The 17,847-nt window shown below is 56.3% G+C and carries 11 protein-coding genes and 1 tRNA gene; 6 read left to right on the top strand and 6 right to left on the bottom strand.

Going from position 1 to position 17,847, the window contains the following annotated elements; translation table 11 throughout:
- Nucleotides 1-39 precede the first annotated feature (39 nt).
- The 3 genes from LJE94_08420 to dpaL all read left to right on the top strand — a co-directional run bounded on the left by LJE94_08420 (nucleotide 40) and on the right by dpaL (nucleotide 2,769).
- The gene (locus LJE94_08420; protein MCG6910131.1) at nucleotides 40-1,329 is read left to right on the top strand and encodes an adenylosuccinate synthase; all 1,290 of its coding nucleotides are present in this window, start codon (nucleotides 40-42) and stop codon (nucleotides 1,327-1,329) included.
- Between the two features lie 57 nt (nucleotides 1,330-1,386).
- Nucleotides 1,387-1,463: transfer RNA gene (locus tag LJE94_08415), tRNA-Pro, on the top strand.
- Between the two features lie 148 nt (nucleotides 1,464-1,611).
- On the top strand, nucleotides 1,612-2,769 hold the full coding sequence (dpaL, locus tag LJE94_08410) for a diaminopropionate ammonia-lyase (protein MCG6910130.1): 1,158 nt from the start codon (nucleotides 1,612-1,614) through the stop codon (nucleotides 2,767-2,769).
- 24 nt (nucleotides 2,770-2,793) lie between these two features.
- On the opposite strand, the gene LJE94_08405 is transcribed toward dpaL, so the two are convergent.
- Nucleotides 2,794-3,834, bottom strand: a complete 1,041-nt coding sequence (locus LJE94_08405; protein MCG6910129.1) for a LacI family transcriptional regulator — start codon at nucleotides 3,832-3,834, stop codon at nucleotides 2,794-2,796.
- A 110-nt stretch (nucleotides 3,835-3,944) separates the two neighbouring features.
- Nucleotides 3,945-5,201 carry a 4-aminobutyrate--2-oxoglutarate transaminase gene (gabT, locus tag LJE94_08400; GenBank protein MCG6910128.1) on the bottom strand — a complete coding sequence of 419 codons (1,257 nt, stop codon included), beginning with the start codon at nucleotides 5,199-5,201 and terminating at the stop codon, nucleotides 3,945-3,947.
- A 371-nt stretch (nucleotides 5,202-5,572) separates the two neighbouring features.
- Here gabT and LJE94_08395 point away from each other — a divergent pair, with 371 nt between their 5' ends.
- Both LJE94_08395 and LJE94_08390 read left to right on the top strand, forming a co-directional pair.
- Nucleotides 5,573-7,348: an aldehyde ferredoxin oxidoreductase family protein gene (locus tag LJE94_08395; protein ID MCG6910127.1), complete on the top strand. Its 1,776-nt coding sequence runs from the start codon at nucleotides 5,573-5,575 to the stop codon at nucleotides 7,346-7,348.
- A 188-nt stretch (nucleotides 7,349-7,536) separates the two neighbouring features.
- On the top strand, nucleotides 7,537-9,210 hold the full coding sequence (locus tag LJE94_08390) for a dihydroxy-acid dehydratase (GenBank protein MCG6910126.1): 1,674 nt from the start codon (nucleotides 7,537-7,539) through the stop codon (nucleotides 9,208-9,210).
- Between the two features lie 161 nt (nucleotides 9,211-9,371).
- Here LJE94_08390 and LJE94_08385 read toward each other — a convergent pair whose 3' ends face one another.
- A complete protein-coding gene (locus LJE94_08385; protein ID MCG6910125.1) occupies nucleotides 9,372-10,703 on the bottom strand; it encodes a VWA domain-containing protein in 1,332 nt (443 codons plus the stop codon).
- Between the two features lie 229 nt (nucleotides 10,704-10,932).
- Between LJE94_08385 and LJE94_08380 the strand changes: the two genes are divergently transcribed.
- Complete coding sequence (locus LJE94_08380; GenBank protein MCG6910124.1) at nucleotides 10,933-12,423, top strand: AAA family ATPase; 1,491 nt, start codon at nucleotides 10,933-10,935, stop codon at nucleotides 12,421-12,423.
- A gap of 12 nt (nucleotides 12,424-12,435) precedes the next feature.
- Here LJE94_08380 and LJE94_08375 read toward each other — a convergent pair whose 3' ends face one another.
- From LJE94_08375 to LJE94_08365, 3 genes are all read right to left on the bottom strand, one after another.
- Nucleotides 12,436-13,692: a serine/threonine protein kinase gene (locus LJE94_08375; GenBank protein ID MCG6910123.1), complete on the bottom strand. Its 1,257-nt coding sequence runs from the start codon at nucleotides 13,690-13,692 to the stop codon at nucleotides 12,436-12,438.
- A gap of 1 nt (nucleotide 13,693) precedes the next feature.
- Complete coding sequence (locus tag LJE94_08370; GenBank protein ID MCG6910122.1) at nucleotides 13,694-15,343, bottom strand: DUF4388 domain-containing protein; 1,650 nt, start codon at nucleotides 15,341-15,343, stop codon at nucleotides 13,694-13,696.
- A gap of 203 nt (nucleotides 15,344-15,546) precedes the next feature.
- A partial coding sequence (locus LJE94_08365; protein ID MCG6910121.1) for a protein kinase occupies nucleotides 15,547-17,847 on the bottom strand: 2,301 nt, incomplete at its 5' end.

Genomic DNA, 17,847 nt, shown 5'->3' with positions numbered 1-17,847 from the left:
GATAGAACTTGAAACACTCAACTTAGGAAGGAGCAGGCAGTGTCTAATATTGTCATCATCGGTACCCAGTGGGGAGACGAAGGCAAGGGCAAGATCGTGGATCTTCTGGCGAAGCACGCCGACGGCGTCGTCCGCTTTCAGGGCGGCAACAATGCCGGCCACACCATGGTCGTCGGGGGGGAACAGTTTATCAGCCACCTGGTGCCCTCGGGAATTCTGCAGCAAAAAACCTGCTACATCGGCAACGGCGTGGTGGTGGATCCGGAGGTGCTCCTCGACGAAATCGACTATCTTGAAAACCACGGTATCAAGGCCGGACCGCAGCAGATTCGCATCAGCGAAAAAGCGCACGTGATCATGCCCTATCACCGGAGCCTCGACCAGGCCCGCGAGAAAATGAAGGGGGACAATAAAATCGGCACCACGGGCCGCGGCATCGGTCCCTGCTACGAGGACAAATCAACCCGCCGCGGTATCCGTTTTGTGGAGCTTCTGGACAGAGACCTCTTTGCGGAAAGGGTGAAAGCCCTTCTGCCGGAAAAAAATTTCTACCTCGAAAAATTCCTCCATGCCGACCCCCTGGATGCCGATGAAATCATCGCCGGGTACACCGCCTTTGCAGAAAGGCTTGCCCCCTATGTCACCAATATTTCAGTGGAACTGCACAACGCCCTGAAAGGGGGCCGGCAGCTGCTCTTCGAAGGCGCCCAGGGAACACACCTGGACATCGACCACGGCACCTATCCCTATGTCACCTCCTCCAATGTCGTTTCCGGTAATGCCTGCTGCGGATCGGGCATCGGCCCCGGGGAGATCGATGGGGTCGTCGGCATCGTCAAGGCCTACACCACCCGCGTCGGAAGGGGCCCCTTCCCCTCCGAGCTGTTTGACGATATCGGTGACACCATTCAGAAAAAGGGGGCGGAATTCGGAGCCACCACCGGCAGACGGCGGCGCTGCGGATGGCTGGACACGGTGATTTTGAAAAATGCCGTCCGCCTCAACGGGCTGACCGGCCTGGCCATCACCAAACTTGACGTCCTGGGCGGTCTGAAAGAATTGAAAGTCTGTACGGCCTATACCTACGAGGACGCCGTCATCGAAGATTTTCCGGCCAATCTCAATGTGCTGGGGAATTGCAAACCCGTTTACGAAACCCTGACCGGGTGGACTGAGGACATCTCGGGCATTCGCAATTTCGAAGACCTGCCGGAATCCACGAAACGATATCTGCAGCGCATCGAGGAACTCACCGACACCCCCATTCAGATCGTTTCCGTGGGGCCGGGCCGCGATGAGACCATGGTTTTGTCAAATCCCTTCGAGTAAATTAATGTGGAAAGCTGTTGACAATGATTCAGGAGTGCAATATGGAGACTCCCATGTCGGGACGTGGCTCAGTCTGGTAGAGCACAGCGTTCGGGACGCTGGGGTCGCGCGTTCAAATCGCGCCGTCCCGACCAATTATTTCAATAAGTTATCTGTTTATTTTAAAGTTTAACATGAACCCTGGCGCCCAAGGGCACCGGGGTTTTGCCGTCCGGCCCCATCGCCATGAAAATACCCTCCCATCATTTTGAATACATCCTGCAATCCCCCTGCAGGGTGACGATGCCGCCATATCTTTCACCCGCCGCTTCCAGGGAGGCCATGGAATTTCATTGCCAGCTGCCCGGTTATGCGCCGACCCCCCTGGTGCCCCTGCAGGGCCTGGCCCATGCCTGGGGCCTGCGCGGCATTTTCGCCAAAGACGAATCCCACCGTTTCGGGCTCAAGGCCTTCAAGGTCCTGGGTGGTTCCTTTGCCGTGGCGAAACTGGTGTGCCGGATGCTTGACAGAGATCTTGCAGACACGCCCTACGCGCAGATCGTCAGCAGGGAAACCAGGCAAAAGATAGGACGGATCACGCTGGCAACGGCCACGGACGGAAACCACGGAAGAGGCGTAGCCTGGGCGGCTGAGCAGTTGGGGCAACGCGCGGTGGTTTACATGCCCAGGGGATCGGCCCCTTCCCGGGTGGCCAGCATCGAGAGCCATGGAGCAGCGGTTGTGGTGACCGATCTCAACTACGACGATACGGTGCGGCTGGCTCGCCGCACGGCAGAAGAAAACGGCTGGCACCTGATCCAGGACACGGCCTGGCAGGGTTACACGGACATCCCCCTGTGGATTATGCAAGGCTACCTCACCATGTGCGCCGAAACCGTGGAACAGCTGCGATCGCAAAATGCCGTTCCGTCGCATGTCTTCATCCAGGCCGGGGTAGGAACGCTGGCAGGTGCTGTGGTGGGCCACCTGCATGGCGCCTATGCCAAACCGCGCCCCAAATTTATCGTTATGGAACCGCAACAGGCCGCCTGCATGCTTGCATCCGTTGCCGCCGGCGATGGTAAACCGCACCCCGCCGAGGGCGATTTGAGTACCATCATGGCCGGCCTGGCCTGTGGGGAACCCAACCCCATATCATGGGAAATCCTGCGCGACCTTCCTTCCGCCTACGTGAGCTGCGACGATTATGTAGCCGCAGACGGCATGCGCATTCTTGCCAATCCCCTGTCCGGAGATGCCGTGGTTGAGGCGGGAGAGTCCGGTTCCATCGGTGCCGGCGTCATAGACCTGCTGATGAACCATTCCAGATTCGAGGATTTAAGGAGGCAATTGGGGATGGACAGCGGGTCGGTGTGCCTCTTTTTCAACACGGAAGGAGCCACGGATCCTGCCAACTACCGCGACATCGTGTGGCGGGGAAAATACCCCTCAAAATCCTGAAACCAAAACGCAACGCCGCGCTTTTCACCGCACGTAGCCCCGGAGATGGTACCCGCACGATTTGCGGATCATGAGACGGGGCTCGAGCATGATCTTGTTCACCATGGGAGGCGTGCTTTCTTCAATTTTATCGATCAGGATTTTCGCACCCATGACCCCCATGTCATATTTTTTCTGGCTGATGGTCGAGAGATCCACACCGGTAAGCGAAGCCATTTGAATGTCGTCGATTCCTAAAAGGGCCACATCGTCCGGAATGGCCAACCCTTCACCCAGCACGGCCTCTCTGGCACCGAGGGCCATGTGGTCGTCGTGGACAAAAAAAGCCTCGGGCCGCTCCTTTAATCCCAGAAAGTGCCGGGCGGCTTCAAAAGCGCGCTTCCGCGACCAGCCGCACTCGACCACCAGTCTCCGGTCCTGGTCGACGCCGTATGACGCCAGGGCATCACGCTCGCCTTGGCGACGCAGGGCCGCGGTGGAGGTGTTCAAATCCCCGGTCAGGATGGCGATGCGCTCATAACCCATCCGTAAAAGGTGACGCATGCCCTCGTAACCGCAGGCGTAATTGTCCAGCACCACATAGTCGGTTTTGCTTTCGACGGCTGGATCCATGACGAAGCGGTTGACGCAGACGAAGGGAACACCGGCATCGATGAGCGGCTTGACATTGGGATCATCCACGGTGACCGTCGAAAGGATAACGCCGTCCACCCCTTTGGCACGCAAGGCATCCAGCGCGCTTTTTTCCTTGGCCAACGTGCCGTTGGTGTTGCACAGCAGCAGGCTGTAGCCCATTTCGGTCGCCTTTTCCTCAACGCCCAGAGCCAGCTCCGGGAAAAAGGGGTCGGCGATGTTGCGCAGGATCAGGCCGATGGTGTGGCTGGGGTGCCCCATGAGGCGTTTGGCGGCGTAATTGGGCCGATAGTCCATACGGCGGGCGATTTTCTGAATGCGGCGCCGGGTTTTTTCACTGACCCCCGGCCGGTTGTTCAGGGCCAGCGACACCGCCGCGGCGGACACCCTGGCCGCCGCGGCGATGTCTCGTATGGTGGGGTTCGTTTTCATAGTAAAGAAATACTCAATCACAAAGGCACCAGGGGCACCAAGAGAACAGATGATGTCTTACGCATGCATCACAAATTCTCTGCGTGCCCTTGTGATCTCTGCGCGAGATATCATGCGTCGATCTTCGAAATCCCGGCCTCCACGACGGAAAGCCCCTTTTCCAGCTGTTCGTCGGTAATCACAAAAGGCACGAGGGTGCGGATGATGTTGCCGTAAGAGCCGCAGCTGATGGCCACCACACCGTTGGCGTGGCAGTGTTTGACGAGCTGCAGGGTCTCGTCGGCGGCCGGCTGGCCTGTTTTGGGATTGACCAGCTCCAGACCGACCATGGCGCCTTTGCCGCGAATGCTCTTGACGATGGCAAACTTTTCCTTCCATTCACCGAAGCGAGCCCACAACTTTTCACCCAGGGCCACCGATTTTTCCAGCATGTTTTCTTCCTCGAAAACATCCAAAACCGCCAGGGCGGCTTCACAGGCCACCGGGTTGCCGCCATAGGTACCGCCCAGGCCACCCGGATGCACCACGTCCATGATCTCCGCCTTGCCGACCACAGCCGCCAGCGGCATGCCGGCCGCCAGGCTTTTGGCCGTAGTGATGAGGTCAGGCTCGACACCCCAGTGTTCGATGGCGAACATTTTACCGGTGCGTCCCATGCCGCTTTGAATTTCATCGGAAACGAACAGGATGCCGTTGTCGTGACATATCTCGATCAGCTCCGGGAAATAATCGTCCGGCGGAACGATAAACCCGCCTTCCCCCTGCACCGGTTCGGCGACGACGGCCGCCACGGCTTCCGGGTTGACGATTTTAATAAAAACATCCTTGAGCTTGTCGGCTCCGACCTCATCGCCGAAAGGCATGCGATAGACTTCCGGGCAGAAAGGCCCGAAGCCGAATTTGTAAGGTTTGATTTTGCTGGTCATGGTCATGGTCAACTGGGTTCTGCCGTGATAAGCATTCTCGAAGACAACCACGGCGGGACGTTTGGTGTAATAGCGCGCGATTTTGACGACGTTTTCCACGGCTTCCGCACCGCTGTTGCAGAAAAAGGCCTTCTTGGGGAAATTCCCGGGCGTCAACGCGCACAGCCTTTCGGCCAATTTTACAGCCGACTCGTAGGGATTCACCATGAAGCAGGTGTGCACCAGTTTTTCGGCCTGCTTTTTAATGGCCTCAACCACCTTGGGGTGGCTGTGTCCGATATTCATCACACCGATGCCACAGGCAAAGTCGATGAATTCATTGCCTTCCACGTCCGTAAGCACGGCACCCTTGGCGGATTCGATGTAATTGAGGGACACATTGCTGACAGCGTTTGAAACGAAGCTGCTTTTCCCTTCACCAAGTTCCTTGTTTGTTGTCATGACACGCCTCCTTTCTGATTGATCGATAATTAACTAAAAGGGTTTAGTTAATATTTATTGTTCTCAATACATTAATTATATAGCGAATACAGATTTTCTGTGTCAACCGTAATTTAATATGAAGATAAATTATTCCGCCGCTTTCAACTTGACAACCTCTACATTCAATGGATAGGATGCCTAAAACGTTATAGTATTAAACGTGTGTGCACGCTTTTTTACAACGCGACCTCGTCGCTATCAAGTGACAGACCACTCCGCCGGTTGGTCGGTGGAATCGGCGAACCCTCCCACCAACTGCAGGCAGCGGGGCCAGTTTTCGCTTCAGCTACGCATTTTAGTGCAACATACGATGAAAAAGGAGAACGAATATGAAGGGGAACTATGGACGCATACTGAGAATCGATGTGGGCCGGCATGAACACTGGGTGGAGACCCTGGACGACGAGATCTACGAAACATATATCGGGGGCAAGGGATTGGCCTCATACCTGCTCTACACCCTCATGCCCAAGGGCGTGGACCCTCTGCACCCGGACAACATCCTTATTTTCGCCACCGGCCCCGTTACCGGAAGCAGGATATGGGGGAGTTCGCGATACGGTGTCTTTACCAAATCTCCCCAGACAGGCCTTTATGCCGAATCCTACTCGGGCGGCAAGGTGCCGGAAGCCATCGATGCCGCCGGTTTCGATGCCATCGTCATCCAGGGCGAAAGCCCTTCCCCGGTCGTACTCGGCATCCAACCCGAAACGGTGATGTTTCATGCGGCCGACGACCTGTGGGGTCTGGAGACCTACGCCGCCGAGGAGGAAGTCCTCAAGCGCTACACCCGGGATGACAGGCAATTCCGCAAGACCGGGGCCGTTGTGATCGGACCGGCCGCCGAGAAGCTTGTCCGTTTCGGCGTCATTAAAAACGACCAGTGGCGGTCGGCCGGGCGGACGGGCGTGGGCACCGTGCTGGGCGCAAAAAAAATAAAAGGGCTGCTTTTCCAGGGCGACCGAACGCGAACCCCCCACGATGCCGAAGCCGTGGCCGCCCTTTCCAAGGCCATCATGTCCGAAGCCAAAGACAACCCCGGCGTGCACGCCTATAAAACCATGGGCACCTCCCAACTGGTCAAGGTGACCAACGGTGCCAACGCCTTCCCCACCCGCTATTGGGCCGAGGGGCGGTATGACCAGTGGGAAAAGATCAGTTCAGACGGTCTGCACTCCCGCTGCGATGTCAAACCGCGCGCCTGCGCCAAGTGCCTGATGGCCTGCGGCCGGATGACCACCGTAAAGGAGGGCCGCCACGCGGGTTTGAAACTGGAGGGACCTGAATACGAAACCATTTACGCTTTTGGCGGACTCTGCATGATCGACAGCATCGAGGAAATCGCCTACCTCAACGACATATGCGACCGGTTGGGCATCGACACGATCACGGCCGGCAACCTGTGCGCCTTCACCATTGAAGCCAGCCGCCGCGGCAAAGTCGAATACGAGGTGGATTACGGCCAGGCGGAGCGCATCGCGGATCTGCTCCGCATGATCGGCCGTCGCGAAGGTATCGGTGACGTGCTGGCACAGGGGATCAAGCATGCCGCCAGAGAATGGGATCTCGAAGAGATCGCGGTGCACGTCAAGGGGATGGAACCGGCCGGCTACGATCCGCGGGTGCTCAAAGGGATGGGCCTGGCCTACGCCACCTCCGACCGCGGGGCCTGCCACCTGCGGGCGACCTTTTACAAACCGGAGCTCACGGGAATGATCCCCCCGTCCAGAATCGAAGGCAAGGCCGAGCTTTTCCTCGAGTTTGAAGACCGCCTGACCATTTTCGACACGCTGGTGTTGTGCCGCTTTTACCGGGACATGTACATGTGGGAAACCCTGGAACAGATCGTTCAGGCGCTTACGGGCCTCGATGCAGACATGGAATCGCTTCGCAGGCGTGCTGCAGCCATCGCCACCCTCGTCCGCCGCTTCAACCTGCGTGAAGGCATGGGGCCCGAAGACGAGTGGCTTTCCAAGGGATTTTTCCGCAAAAACGAAAAGACAGGCGACGCCATCACCCCGGAAGAGCTGCGCGTCATGCTCAAGGAATATTACCTCCTCCACGGCTGGGATGAAAACGGCATGCCGCCGGAGGGCGCCATATAGAAAGATTAGGGCATTCAACCACTTTTGGCTTTGCCGTAATTTGCTTCGCTGTAATTCATGCTCACTAATCGCTTTCCGCTAAAAGCGACCATAAATATCACGCGAAGCGTTAATTACGCCCGAAGGGCAAATGACAGCAGAAGGCGAAATAACACGCGTCAGCATACCTAACGCTTGGAGAAAAGGCATTGACTACTATTCCAAAAAGGGATGAACACCTTCCCGATTACGCCATGGTGGAACGCCAGAACATGATACGCGGCATCGGCTACGGCGACGAGGCCCTTGAACGGCCGCAAATCGGCGTTGTCAGCAGTTGGGGAGAAGTCAACCCGGCCGCCATTCACCTGGACCGTGTGACCGGGGCCGTCAAAGCGGGCATCTGGGCCGCCGGCGGGACGCCCCGGGAATTTGTCATCAGCTCGATCTGCACCAGCATGGCGGGCCACGACAACTATCACCTGCCCCACCGTGATCTGGTGGCCGGTTACATCGAAACCGTTGCCATGACCAACCTTTTCGACGCCATGGTGTTCGTGCCGGTGTGCGACGACGTGATCCCGGCCCACCTGATGGCTGCCGCCCGCCTCGATCTCCCCGCCGTCGTGGTTACCGGCGGCTACATGCAGCTCAATACCTACCGGGGGGAAGTTGTCGACCCCCTGGATGTCGCCCCCCGGCATTATGCCGCTTACAAGGCCGGCCGCTTACAAGGCCGGTCTTATGCCGACATCCGGGAGCGCGGCTGCCCGGGCTGCGGTGCCTGTCCGGTCATGGGCACCGCCAATACCATGGCCTGCCTGAGCGAGGCGCTGGGCATGTCCCTACCCTGGAACGCCACCACACCGGGAGCGGATTCGCGGCTGATGCGCCTGGCCTTCCAGGCCGGCAGGCAGGTGGTCGGACTCCACAATAAGGGTGTCAGGCCCTCGGACATCATGTCCATGGACGCCTTTAAAAATGCCATCGCCGTCCTGATGGCCGTGGGCGGCTCGACCAACGGTGTCCTTCACCTCCAGGCCACAGCGGCCGAGTTGGACATAGATATCCCCCTGGAAGTTTTCAACGCAGTGAGCCGCAAAACGCCGCTTTTGTGCGACATCGCCCCGTCCGGATCCGGCCGGCACCTTCTCAGAGATTTCGACGAGGCCGGGGGTCTGCCCTCGGCCATGAAGACCATGCAGCCCCTTCTGGCCGGGGATGTCATGACGGTTACCGGCGCCACCTTGAGCGAAAATCTGAAATCGGCCGCAGACGGCGACGGGGTGGTCATCCGCACCCTGGAAAAGCCGTTGTCATCCGAGGGGGGGCTCATCTTTCTGAAGGGAAACCTGGCGCCGGGAGGTGCGTTAATCAAAAAATCGGCCGTGCCTGCCGCCATGCACCGTCATCACGGTCCGGCACGCATTTTTGTTTCGGAAGAATCCGCCTGCAAAGCCCTCGAAGAAGGCCGTCTGAAAAGGGGCGACGTGGTCGTTGTCAGAAATGTGGGCCCCAAAGGAGACCCCGGCATGCGCCTTTTGCAGCGCTTCCTCTGGCAGCTCTCGGCCAAAGGGCTCTCCGACACAATCGCCTTCATGACCGACGGGCGCTTCTCCGGCACCAACAAAGGCTGTGCCGTGGCGCACATCACACCCGAGGCCGCTGCCGGGGGTCCTTTGGCCATCGTGGAAGACGGTGATCTGATCGAGATAGACATACCCGGTGAGCGACTGAGAATCGGTCTAACGGACGAAGAAATAGACCGCAGGCTGGCAAACTGGTCCCCCCCCCGGGGCAAGGACGGCAAGGGTTACCTTTCCATCTATTCGAAGATGGCCAACACGGCCGAAAAAGGTGCGGCCTTGAACTATAAACTGTAAAACGGTGTACGGTTAAAAAGACGTGAATCGTGAGACGTAAGACGTTAGACGTAAAACAAGCCACTCCCTCTCACGTCTAACGTTTCACATTTCACGTTTCACGTTTTACTTCCCACATCTCACATTTCACGTTTTACCGCTCACATACCACGCCTCACATTTCACGACTCTTTGGCAACCTTCATGTCCCTCCTGATCATGACGGTTTCGCCGTAAGGGGCAAAGTCGTGCATCAGGAACCGGAACTCATATATGGCAAAATGAATTTTATCGCCGCTTTTCAGTCGCACCGGATTGTTTTCTTTCAGCGGTTTGTCGTTCAAACGCGTACCGTTCGTGCTGCGGTGATCCTCCAGATGGTAGTATCCGTTCTTGTAATCGATGGTAGCGTGCAGGCTTGAAATCGATTCCCTGGGAATGACGATATCATTGCTCGGATCCCTCCCGATGCTTACCGACTCCCGGTTGAGCGGGAGGGTTATGGATTCCGTGGAGATGACATTCTCCGTGTCGATCAGTTCGGCCTGACCGATGGACCCTTTTCCCCTGGCCGTGCCGGAGGGCGGTTTCTGGGATTGCGGATCCGGCTTGACCATGACCGTTTTCTTTCTACGGACAAAGGTGACATAAATCAGTAGCACGCCGGCCAGAACCACGGCAACCAGCAGCAGGGGCATCAGTGCACGCCCCGTTTCCTCTTTCCCGGGTGCTTTTGCTTTTTTAATATCGGCGGTTACCGGTGCTTTCTCCGGTGGCGGCGGGGAGCCCTTCTCAATCGCCTGGAGGGCGGTGTTCGTCGTTTCCACCGCTGACGAAACCATGTCATCTATTTTCTGAAAAACCGTTTGAACCTCATCTGCGGTGAAAGCCCTGAAATATTCCCCTTCCGTTTTGGCGGCCAGGGTCTGCATCAGGCGAAAATCGGCGTCTTCTGTAAAGGCAACACCGAAAATCCGTATGCCCCGCTTTTCACACTCGCTGGTGAGCGTTTCCTTCAACCACCTTTCGGACTCGAGATCCTGTTCCCTGTTCCCGGTGTCGACGATGCCGTCCGTAAGAAGAATGATCGCTTTCCTTGCGGCCGGTCTCCCGTTGGTTTTCAACTCGTACAACGCTCTCTCGACACCTGCCGGCGTGTTGGTGAACTGGCCTTTGTATGTGATCTCCCCAAGGCCATCCAAAAATCCCTCGGCGCTTTCGGCCGTCGTTATCGACGAAAGCGGCTCCACCAGGCGGGCATTCGTATCAAAAATCACCATTCCCACCCTCACTTCCTTGGCCAGCCCTTCCAGGAATTTAATGACGGCTGTTTTGGTTATGAAGCCGGGATCGTTTTTGATCATGCTGCCCGAGTTGTCGAGTACGAAGATCACATCCATGCCGGCATTTGCCACACCCTCGGAAGCATGGGCGGTCATGATGAACGGCTGCATCACAATCAGAATCAGCACGGACCCGCACAGGCCCCTGTACATACCGCGGATCGCTTTCATAGGCATATTCCTCTTAAAGTACCGTTGACACGATTTGGCGTTTCCATTATATACAAAACTAACGATGAAATAACAACATGTTAAATCAGCGACGTCCGGGAGAACCGAAGGTTTGAGTAAGCCCCCTCCAAACGCCGTGGGCTGCTGTCACCGCTGAAAGGAGAATATGTATCTTTCCCATTTTGGGCTGAAAGAGAAGCCTTTTCAGATAAGCCCGGATCCACGTTTTTTGTGGCTAGGAGAAACACACAAGGAGGCGCTGGCGCGGCTGAAGTTCGGCATTCACGACAATCGCGGTTTTCTCCTCCTCGTGGGTGATGTCGGCACCGGCAAAACGACCCTCATCAACAGCTTACTGGGCAGCCTCGATAATAACACGCTCGTGGCCACCGTTTCCGACCCCGGATTGGAAAAAATCGATTTTTTCAATTTTCTGGTCAGCGCTTTCAACATCGACAAACAATTTACCAGCAAGGGTGACTTTCTCGTTCATTTCATTCATTTCCTGCACAAAGCCCACGATACCGGCAAACGGGTGCTGATCATCATCGACGAAGCCCAGCGTCTCAACCACGAAATGCTGGAGGAAATCCGGCAATTGTCGAATATCGAAACACAGGACGCCAAGTTGCTCAACATCTTTCTGGTCGGACAGAACGAACTCAACGACACCCTCCTGGAAAACAGGAACAGGGCGCTGCTTCAACGCATCACGACCCGCTACAGCATCGGCCCCATTCCCGCCAAAGAAGTGACGGAGTACATTAAATTCCGTCTCGCTGTCGCCGGTTGCGACACCCCCCTGTTCAGTGCCGGTGCCGTGCATCAAGTTACCTCCTTCTCGAACTGCTACCCGCGCCTGATAAATGTCATCTGCGACCATGCCCTGCTGACCGCATTTGCCAGGGGAAAAAAGAAGATCGACGCACGCATCGTAAAGGAGTGTGCCGAGGAGCTCAGCATTGAAACGGAAAAAGTCTCCGACGACAGAAAAAAAACCGAGCGGGAGTCATTTTTGAGCGCCTTATTCCTTCCCTGGCGAAGGTCTTTGGTGGGCACCGCGGTTTCCGTTCTTCTGCTGGGCCTTCTGGCAGTCGCGGCCGGTCTTTTTTATTTCCAGGACGTGGGGGGGCCTGAAAAGCCGGCAGTGTCCGCCACGCCGGCCATGGGCAACGAAAAAGGCGCGACTGCTATCCAACAACCCAAGGAAGCTACCCCGGAAGTCTCCCCCCGAGCGGATGAAACCACGGCCCCGTCCGGTTTGGGAAACGTTGCCGTCCCAACCGCAGCGAACGGTGAAACATCGGGCGCTTCCTCCGCACGCAAGCCCGACAATAGCCCCGTCCTGTCAGAAGCCGAGATACAGGCTACCCTCGATCAAAAATTCATTATCCGCTTTCAAATGGATTCGAACGATTTTTCGGATGAAGCGTATGCCATGATGAACCGTATCGCCCACGTGGCCAAGCAAGTACCGGAAATCGACGTTCAGGTCACCGGATACACGGACTCTTTGGGGAACTACGATTACAACCGTCGTCTCTCCGAATTCAGGGCCAACGTGGTTAAATCCTATCTAACCGGTCAGGGAGTCGCGCCGTCCCAAATCCATGCGGCCGGGAAAGGCCCCGAAGATCCCATCGCAGGCAATGAAACCAAAGAAGGGCGTGCCGCCAACCGGAGGGTGGAAATCGCGCTGCATAGGGGGGCCGGAAACTGAGCGGGTCGCCCGTTATCGCCGCTCATCCATCTTACGGCTCAAGAGCCGCAGATGTTCTGCCATCTTCCCCGCAGACGGGTATCTTTTCTGAAGCGATTTTGCCATCGCACGTTTGAGGATCGCCTGGACGGCCTGGTTGACCTTTGGGTTGTAAGTGGCTGGCGATTCCGGTTCAACCGAGGCGATCTGGTACATGATTGCAGCCATATTGTCACCGTCGAAAGGAAGCCTTCCGGTTATCAGCTGGTAGAACACGACGCCCAGCGAGAAGATGTCCGACTGGCCGGTCAGTTTTTTCCCCTGGGTCTGTTCGGGAGACATGTAATAAGGCGTCCCCTTGATAACGCCGGTGCGCGTTCTGGTGCTGGTGGTCGCCCGTGCGATGCCGAAATCCATCACCTTGACGACGCCGTCTTTCATCATCATGATATTGGCGGGCTTGACGTCCCTGTGAATGATGTCGTGCCGATGTGCATAATCCAGGCCCTCGCACACCTGGGCAACCACGTCGATGCACCGTTTGATGGGCAACAGATTTTCCCTGTGCGTAAATTTATCCAGGTTTTCTCCCTCCAGGTACTCCATGGCCAGGTAGGAAAGGTCCAGGTCTTCACCGACATCGTAAATGGTGACGATATTGGGGTGGGAAAGCTTTGCCACGACCTCGGCTTCCCGATAGAAATGCTCCTTGATCTGCACAACCTGTGATTCGTCGAACTCATCGGAAAAACGGATCGTTTTGATGGCAGTCAGGCGGTTCAGTTTGGGGTCGCGCCCTTTGTAAACGATCCCCATGGCGCCCCTTCCCAACTGTTCGATGATTTCGTACCTGCCCAGCATGGGCGTCGTTCCTGCATCGCCCTCGATCACGACGGTCTTGTCAACGGCCGCGACAGGCTTCTCCATTGGCTTGGGCGCTGCTTGCGTGCCGCCTCCCAGGGCGACGGTCTGCCTGACAATCTCCACCGGTGCCGACCGGCCGGAAAAAAAGCGCATGCCGCCGAAAAACAGCACGCATATGGCGACCAGCCTCAGCAGTATTTTGATGATCAATATGGTGTCCGCTGCAAGCGGCACCAGCATTATGAAAAAGTAATCGACGATGTCCGAGAGAAACAGGAACAGAAGAAACAACACGATCAGGTTGATGGCCTTGCCGATTTTACCGCCCATGTACTCGTATCTGGCTCTGCTGTAGATCACCAGCGTCATGACATAGAAGACTAGAATCAACACTTGCGCCATCCAGTAATTTAAATTGGCTTTCATCTTATATGATTCTCTTAAGCGTCGGAATGAGGTTCATGATCAAAGGCCTGAATGTGTCCTCGGAGATGTTCGCAAGAAAACCCTCAATCTTATGCACGGTCGCCCTGGCCGATTTTTCCCCCAGCAGCCGCTGTTCTTCCGTCAAAAGTGCTATGAGCACCTGTTGAAACCCGGAAACGAAGCTGTTTTTTGCCAGCCGGTGACCTTCACGTGCGATGTGTCCGCGGATGCGCTCCACATTTTCCTGTATACCGTCGTCCACACGGTACTGTGACAGGAATCTGTCGTAATATTCCGAGTTTTCCATTATCCGGTTAAGCAAAGCATACACCTTGCCGCCGATCTCCGTTTCCATTTCATGGGTTACCATCTGGATAACCCGGCTGTAAAAAGCGATAATGGCGGCACCGCCGGTCTTTTCCAGGCTTTGCCCGGCACCTTTGGAGGCATCGGCACCCGCTTCGGTGGTTCCTCCGCCGGTGGACAGTGCCTTTTTTCCGCTGAACAAGCCTTTATCGCCGGCAAGCGTGCGAAAAAACGGCAACACGCTCTCGGCCACGCTCCCGGTTTCATCCTGCAGCCGTTCGGCCGAGGTGATGAGCCTTAAAAGCGTGTTCCTGACGGCCTTGAACCCGAGAACATGGTATTTTTCTCTGAGCAGATGGAAAATGACGGCCTTGAAAGCCGCTTCGAGGGATGCCGTCCCTACAGGAGAGCCGCTTTTCACCAGGCGTTCACAAACACGGCCCGTATTTTCGCCCGGGCTGTCACCCGGCACCACGGCACCTGCCAACAAATGGCTGGCAGGTGCGTTCTCCAAAGCGTTGAGCAGCATGCCGTACGCTTTTTTTTCACCCAGTTCCAGTGAGATATCCGTCGTAACCGCATGGATGACCTCCAGGTAATAGCCAACGATCACCGCCATATCGTGTCCGGCGCCGGTCCCCGGTGCCCCAGCCGTGCCTTGGACTTCGATGGCGTCCTGAGCGGCCAGAGCTGAAAGGGCGCGGTACACCGCCAGACGGGACAATCCGCTTTCGGCAATAATCTTGGCCACATCCCTCTTCCCGTCTATCAGCAGCATCACGCGCAGGGATCCGTCTGCGGAAAAACGGTCGGCCTTGAGCGCCCCTGCCTTGATATGGAATATCACGCGATCATTTGGAATCAGCGAGCGGTAGGATTTCCATTTCTCCGCTTCGGCAACCAGGCGAATGGGATCCAGCTTCAGCCGAATGTCCTCGACGAATCCCTCGATACCATCTTCGTAGCTGAAACTGCCCGCACGCCATGTGAGAACGTTGGAAATCGCCTCCTTGAACTGGTAATTCAGGATGTTAACCAGCTTTTTCTGAGATATGAACCCTTTTTCGAGAAACACGACACCGAGGCGCTTGTTCTCACTTTTGGCAATTTCGAGCGACAAATCGATTTCCGCATCGGTAACCAGCTTTTTTTCTTTCAGCAACGCGCCCAGGGAAAGTTCCGCCGCAAGTGCGCCGCTGATAAATACGATGTCGCCCGCACGAAAATAAATTTTCGTTTCGCGGTCGCCGGAGTGCACGCTCAAGATGCCGGTTTTTTTTTCCTGGTGCAGAAGGCGCCCTATGGCGGAAAGTGAAAAGGACCGTATGTCCCCTGTTAGCGACATCCTCAACCCCTATGTTGTATATACAGCATGGTAACTATTGGTTAATGTTTCATTTTTTATCGGGTCTACAACCCAAAATAAGACACAACGATTGCCGAGGAACAATACCGCCCCTCGGCTGGCAGGCTTTTACCTTGTTACTGGTCATCGGTCCGTTTTTTCTTGTCAATTTTGAATCCCTCCGGCCTTTGCAACGCCGGGGTTTACTCGCACCCTTTGAGCAGCGACCACCTGTCCGTGCTCACGGTGTAGCGGACATCGATAACGCAAAGACCCTCGTCAACCCCCCTGAAGGTCCAGACCTTCCAGTTGTGGAAAACGGAATATTCTGAAAAATCCGCATTGTTGCGATTCAGGACGGCCTTCTGAAAAACGATGTTTTTCGAATGCACGGTTTGGCCGCTGTATTTTTGTGCAAGGTACTTTTCCACCTGGGGTGAACACAACTTATCGAGGGTTCCGGCCAACGTCGTGTACTGCACGAATTTTCCCTTGTATTTCACATAGCCTTCGCTGTAACGGGCCAATTCCTTGGCTTCCGGCGTCATCCACTCGCCCTTGTACAGCACATACCCCTTCGAACCGTAAACGATGTCATCTGCACCCAGCGCCGTCTCTATTTCCCGGCGGTAGGCTGCCAGGACGGCATCTGAACGAAAACGGCTTTTGTCGATCATCTCAAGGGCTTTCTCATATGCCTTTCCTGCCTCGAAATACTTTTTCCCCCGCCGCAAAGCATCAGCCGCCAGTTTGTATTTTTCGACACCGGCAATCTCCTGCCGGCGCAATGTCTCGGTTGCCTCCTTTTCCAGGCGCACCTTGCGCTCGGCTTCGGCTTTGCGCCGGGCCTCCAGCTCTGCCTGGCGTTTCTTTTCCAGCTCTTTCGCCAGGCGTTCTTTTTCGACCTCCTCCCGTTTTTTTCTTTCTTCTTCCTCCAGTCTGGCCCGGCGTTGGGCCTCCTGTTTCCTCCTGGCTTCCTCGAGCTTCTGTTTTATGATACGCTGCGCTTCCTGTCGCTCTAGATCATCTTCTCTTTTCTGTTCTTCGAGCGCAGTCTGTTTTTGCTTTTCCTCGTTTGCCAGGCGCTGCTTTTCGAGCATCTTTTCCTGCATGATTTTTTCGAAAAGCACCCGCTGCTGTTCCTGCATCCTCAGCTCCTGCTCTTTTTCCTGGCTTTTCCAGAAAATAAAATACCCGCCACCAAAGGCTCCCAACAGCAGCAATCCAACGAGCCCGGACAGGACAAAGCGATGCCGCAACATCGGCCGCGGTCGGGAACCGCCGCCGCCTCTGCGCCCCCCTGCCTCTGCGACGGTCGATCCGCGGCGGCCGTCTTCTCCCCGGGTTCCGTCAGCTGTTTTTACGGCCCGATAGGAGCTGGTGCCGGTTGACGTGGACAGCGGAATCGCCGCGGCTGCGTCATCGTTCGCTCCTGCATAACCGTGAGGGCCGGTGTCGCGGCGGGCGTCGTTCGCTTTTGTTACGCCGACCTCGCCGTTGGCATCACGCTGCAAAACGACGGTTCCCGTCGGCCGCGACCCTGTTTCAGCGCGCATGTCGGCCGACAGGACCCTGTCCAGGTCCGCAAAATCCAGCGCTTCCTGCGGGGAATCTTCTTTCTCCCTTTTTCCAGCGGACGTTGTTTGAAGCCTATCGGCTTCGCCCCTGCCCAACGAAGGAGATATTTCCACCTCCCCCCCACGTCCGGTTTCCTTCTGCAGCAAATCCCCATCCTCGTCCCGGGACTCGAGCGCCATTTTCACGCGCCGCAAATCGCCGGCCATCTGTCCGGCCGATTGATAGCGCCTTTCCGGATTTTTGGCCAAGGCCCGGTTGATGACGTCCACCAGGGGCCGCCCGACCTCCGGGTTGTACGTTACGGGTGATTCGGGATCGACATTGGCCGTTTGATACATGATCGCCGCCAAGTTCTCGCCGGTAAAAGGCAACTTCCCAGTCAACACCTGATAGAGGACCACCCCCAGTGAAAAAATATCGGCCGTTCCATCCAGGGTCAATCCACGCGCCTGTTCCGGGGACATGTAATACGGAGTCCCCTTGATAATTCCCGTGCGTGTTTTAGTGCTTCCCGCTGCCCTGGCAATCCCGAAATCCGTGACTTTCACCTCTCCACTTTTGAGCACCATGATGTTGCCGGGCTTGACATCTCTGTGAATGATTCCGTGCGCGTGGGCATAATCGAGTGCGTCGCACACCTGCGCGATGATGTCCACGGCCCGGATAATGGGGAGGGGCCTTTTTGCACGACACGAACGTTCCAGGCTTTCGCCTTCCAGGTACTCCATGGCAAGGTAGGAAAGGTCCAGGTCCTCGCCGACATCGTAAATCTTAACGATGTTCTTGTGTGACAGGCGGGCCACGACCTCCGCTTCGTGATAGAAATGGGCCTTGACCTTTTCCACCTTTTCTTCGTCAAAATCGTCTATAAAGCGAATGGTTTTAATGGCGGTAAGCCGCTGGAGCTTTGGGTCACGTCCCTTGTA

The organism is Deltaproteobacteria bacterium (assembly GCA_022340465.1).
Lineage (GTDB): Bacteria > Desulfobacterota > Desulfobacteria > Desulfobacterales > B30-G6 > JAJDNW01.
Note: the sequence above shows the minus strand (reverse complement) of the source record. Positions and strands in the feature narration are given on the sequence as shown.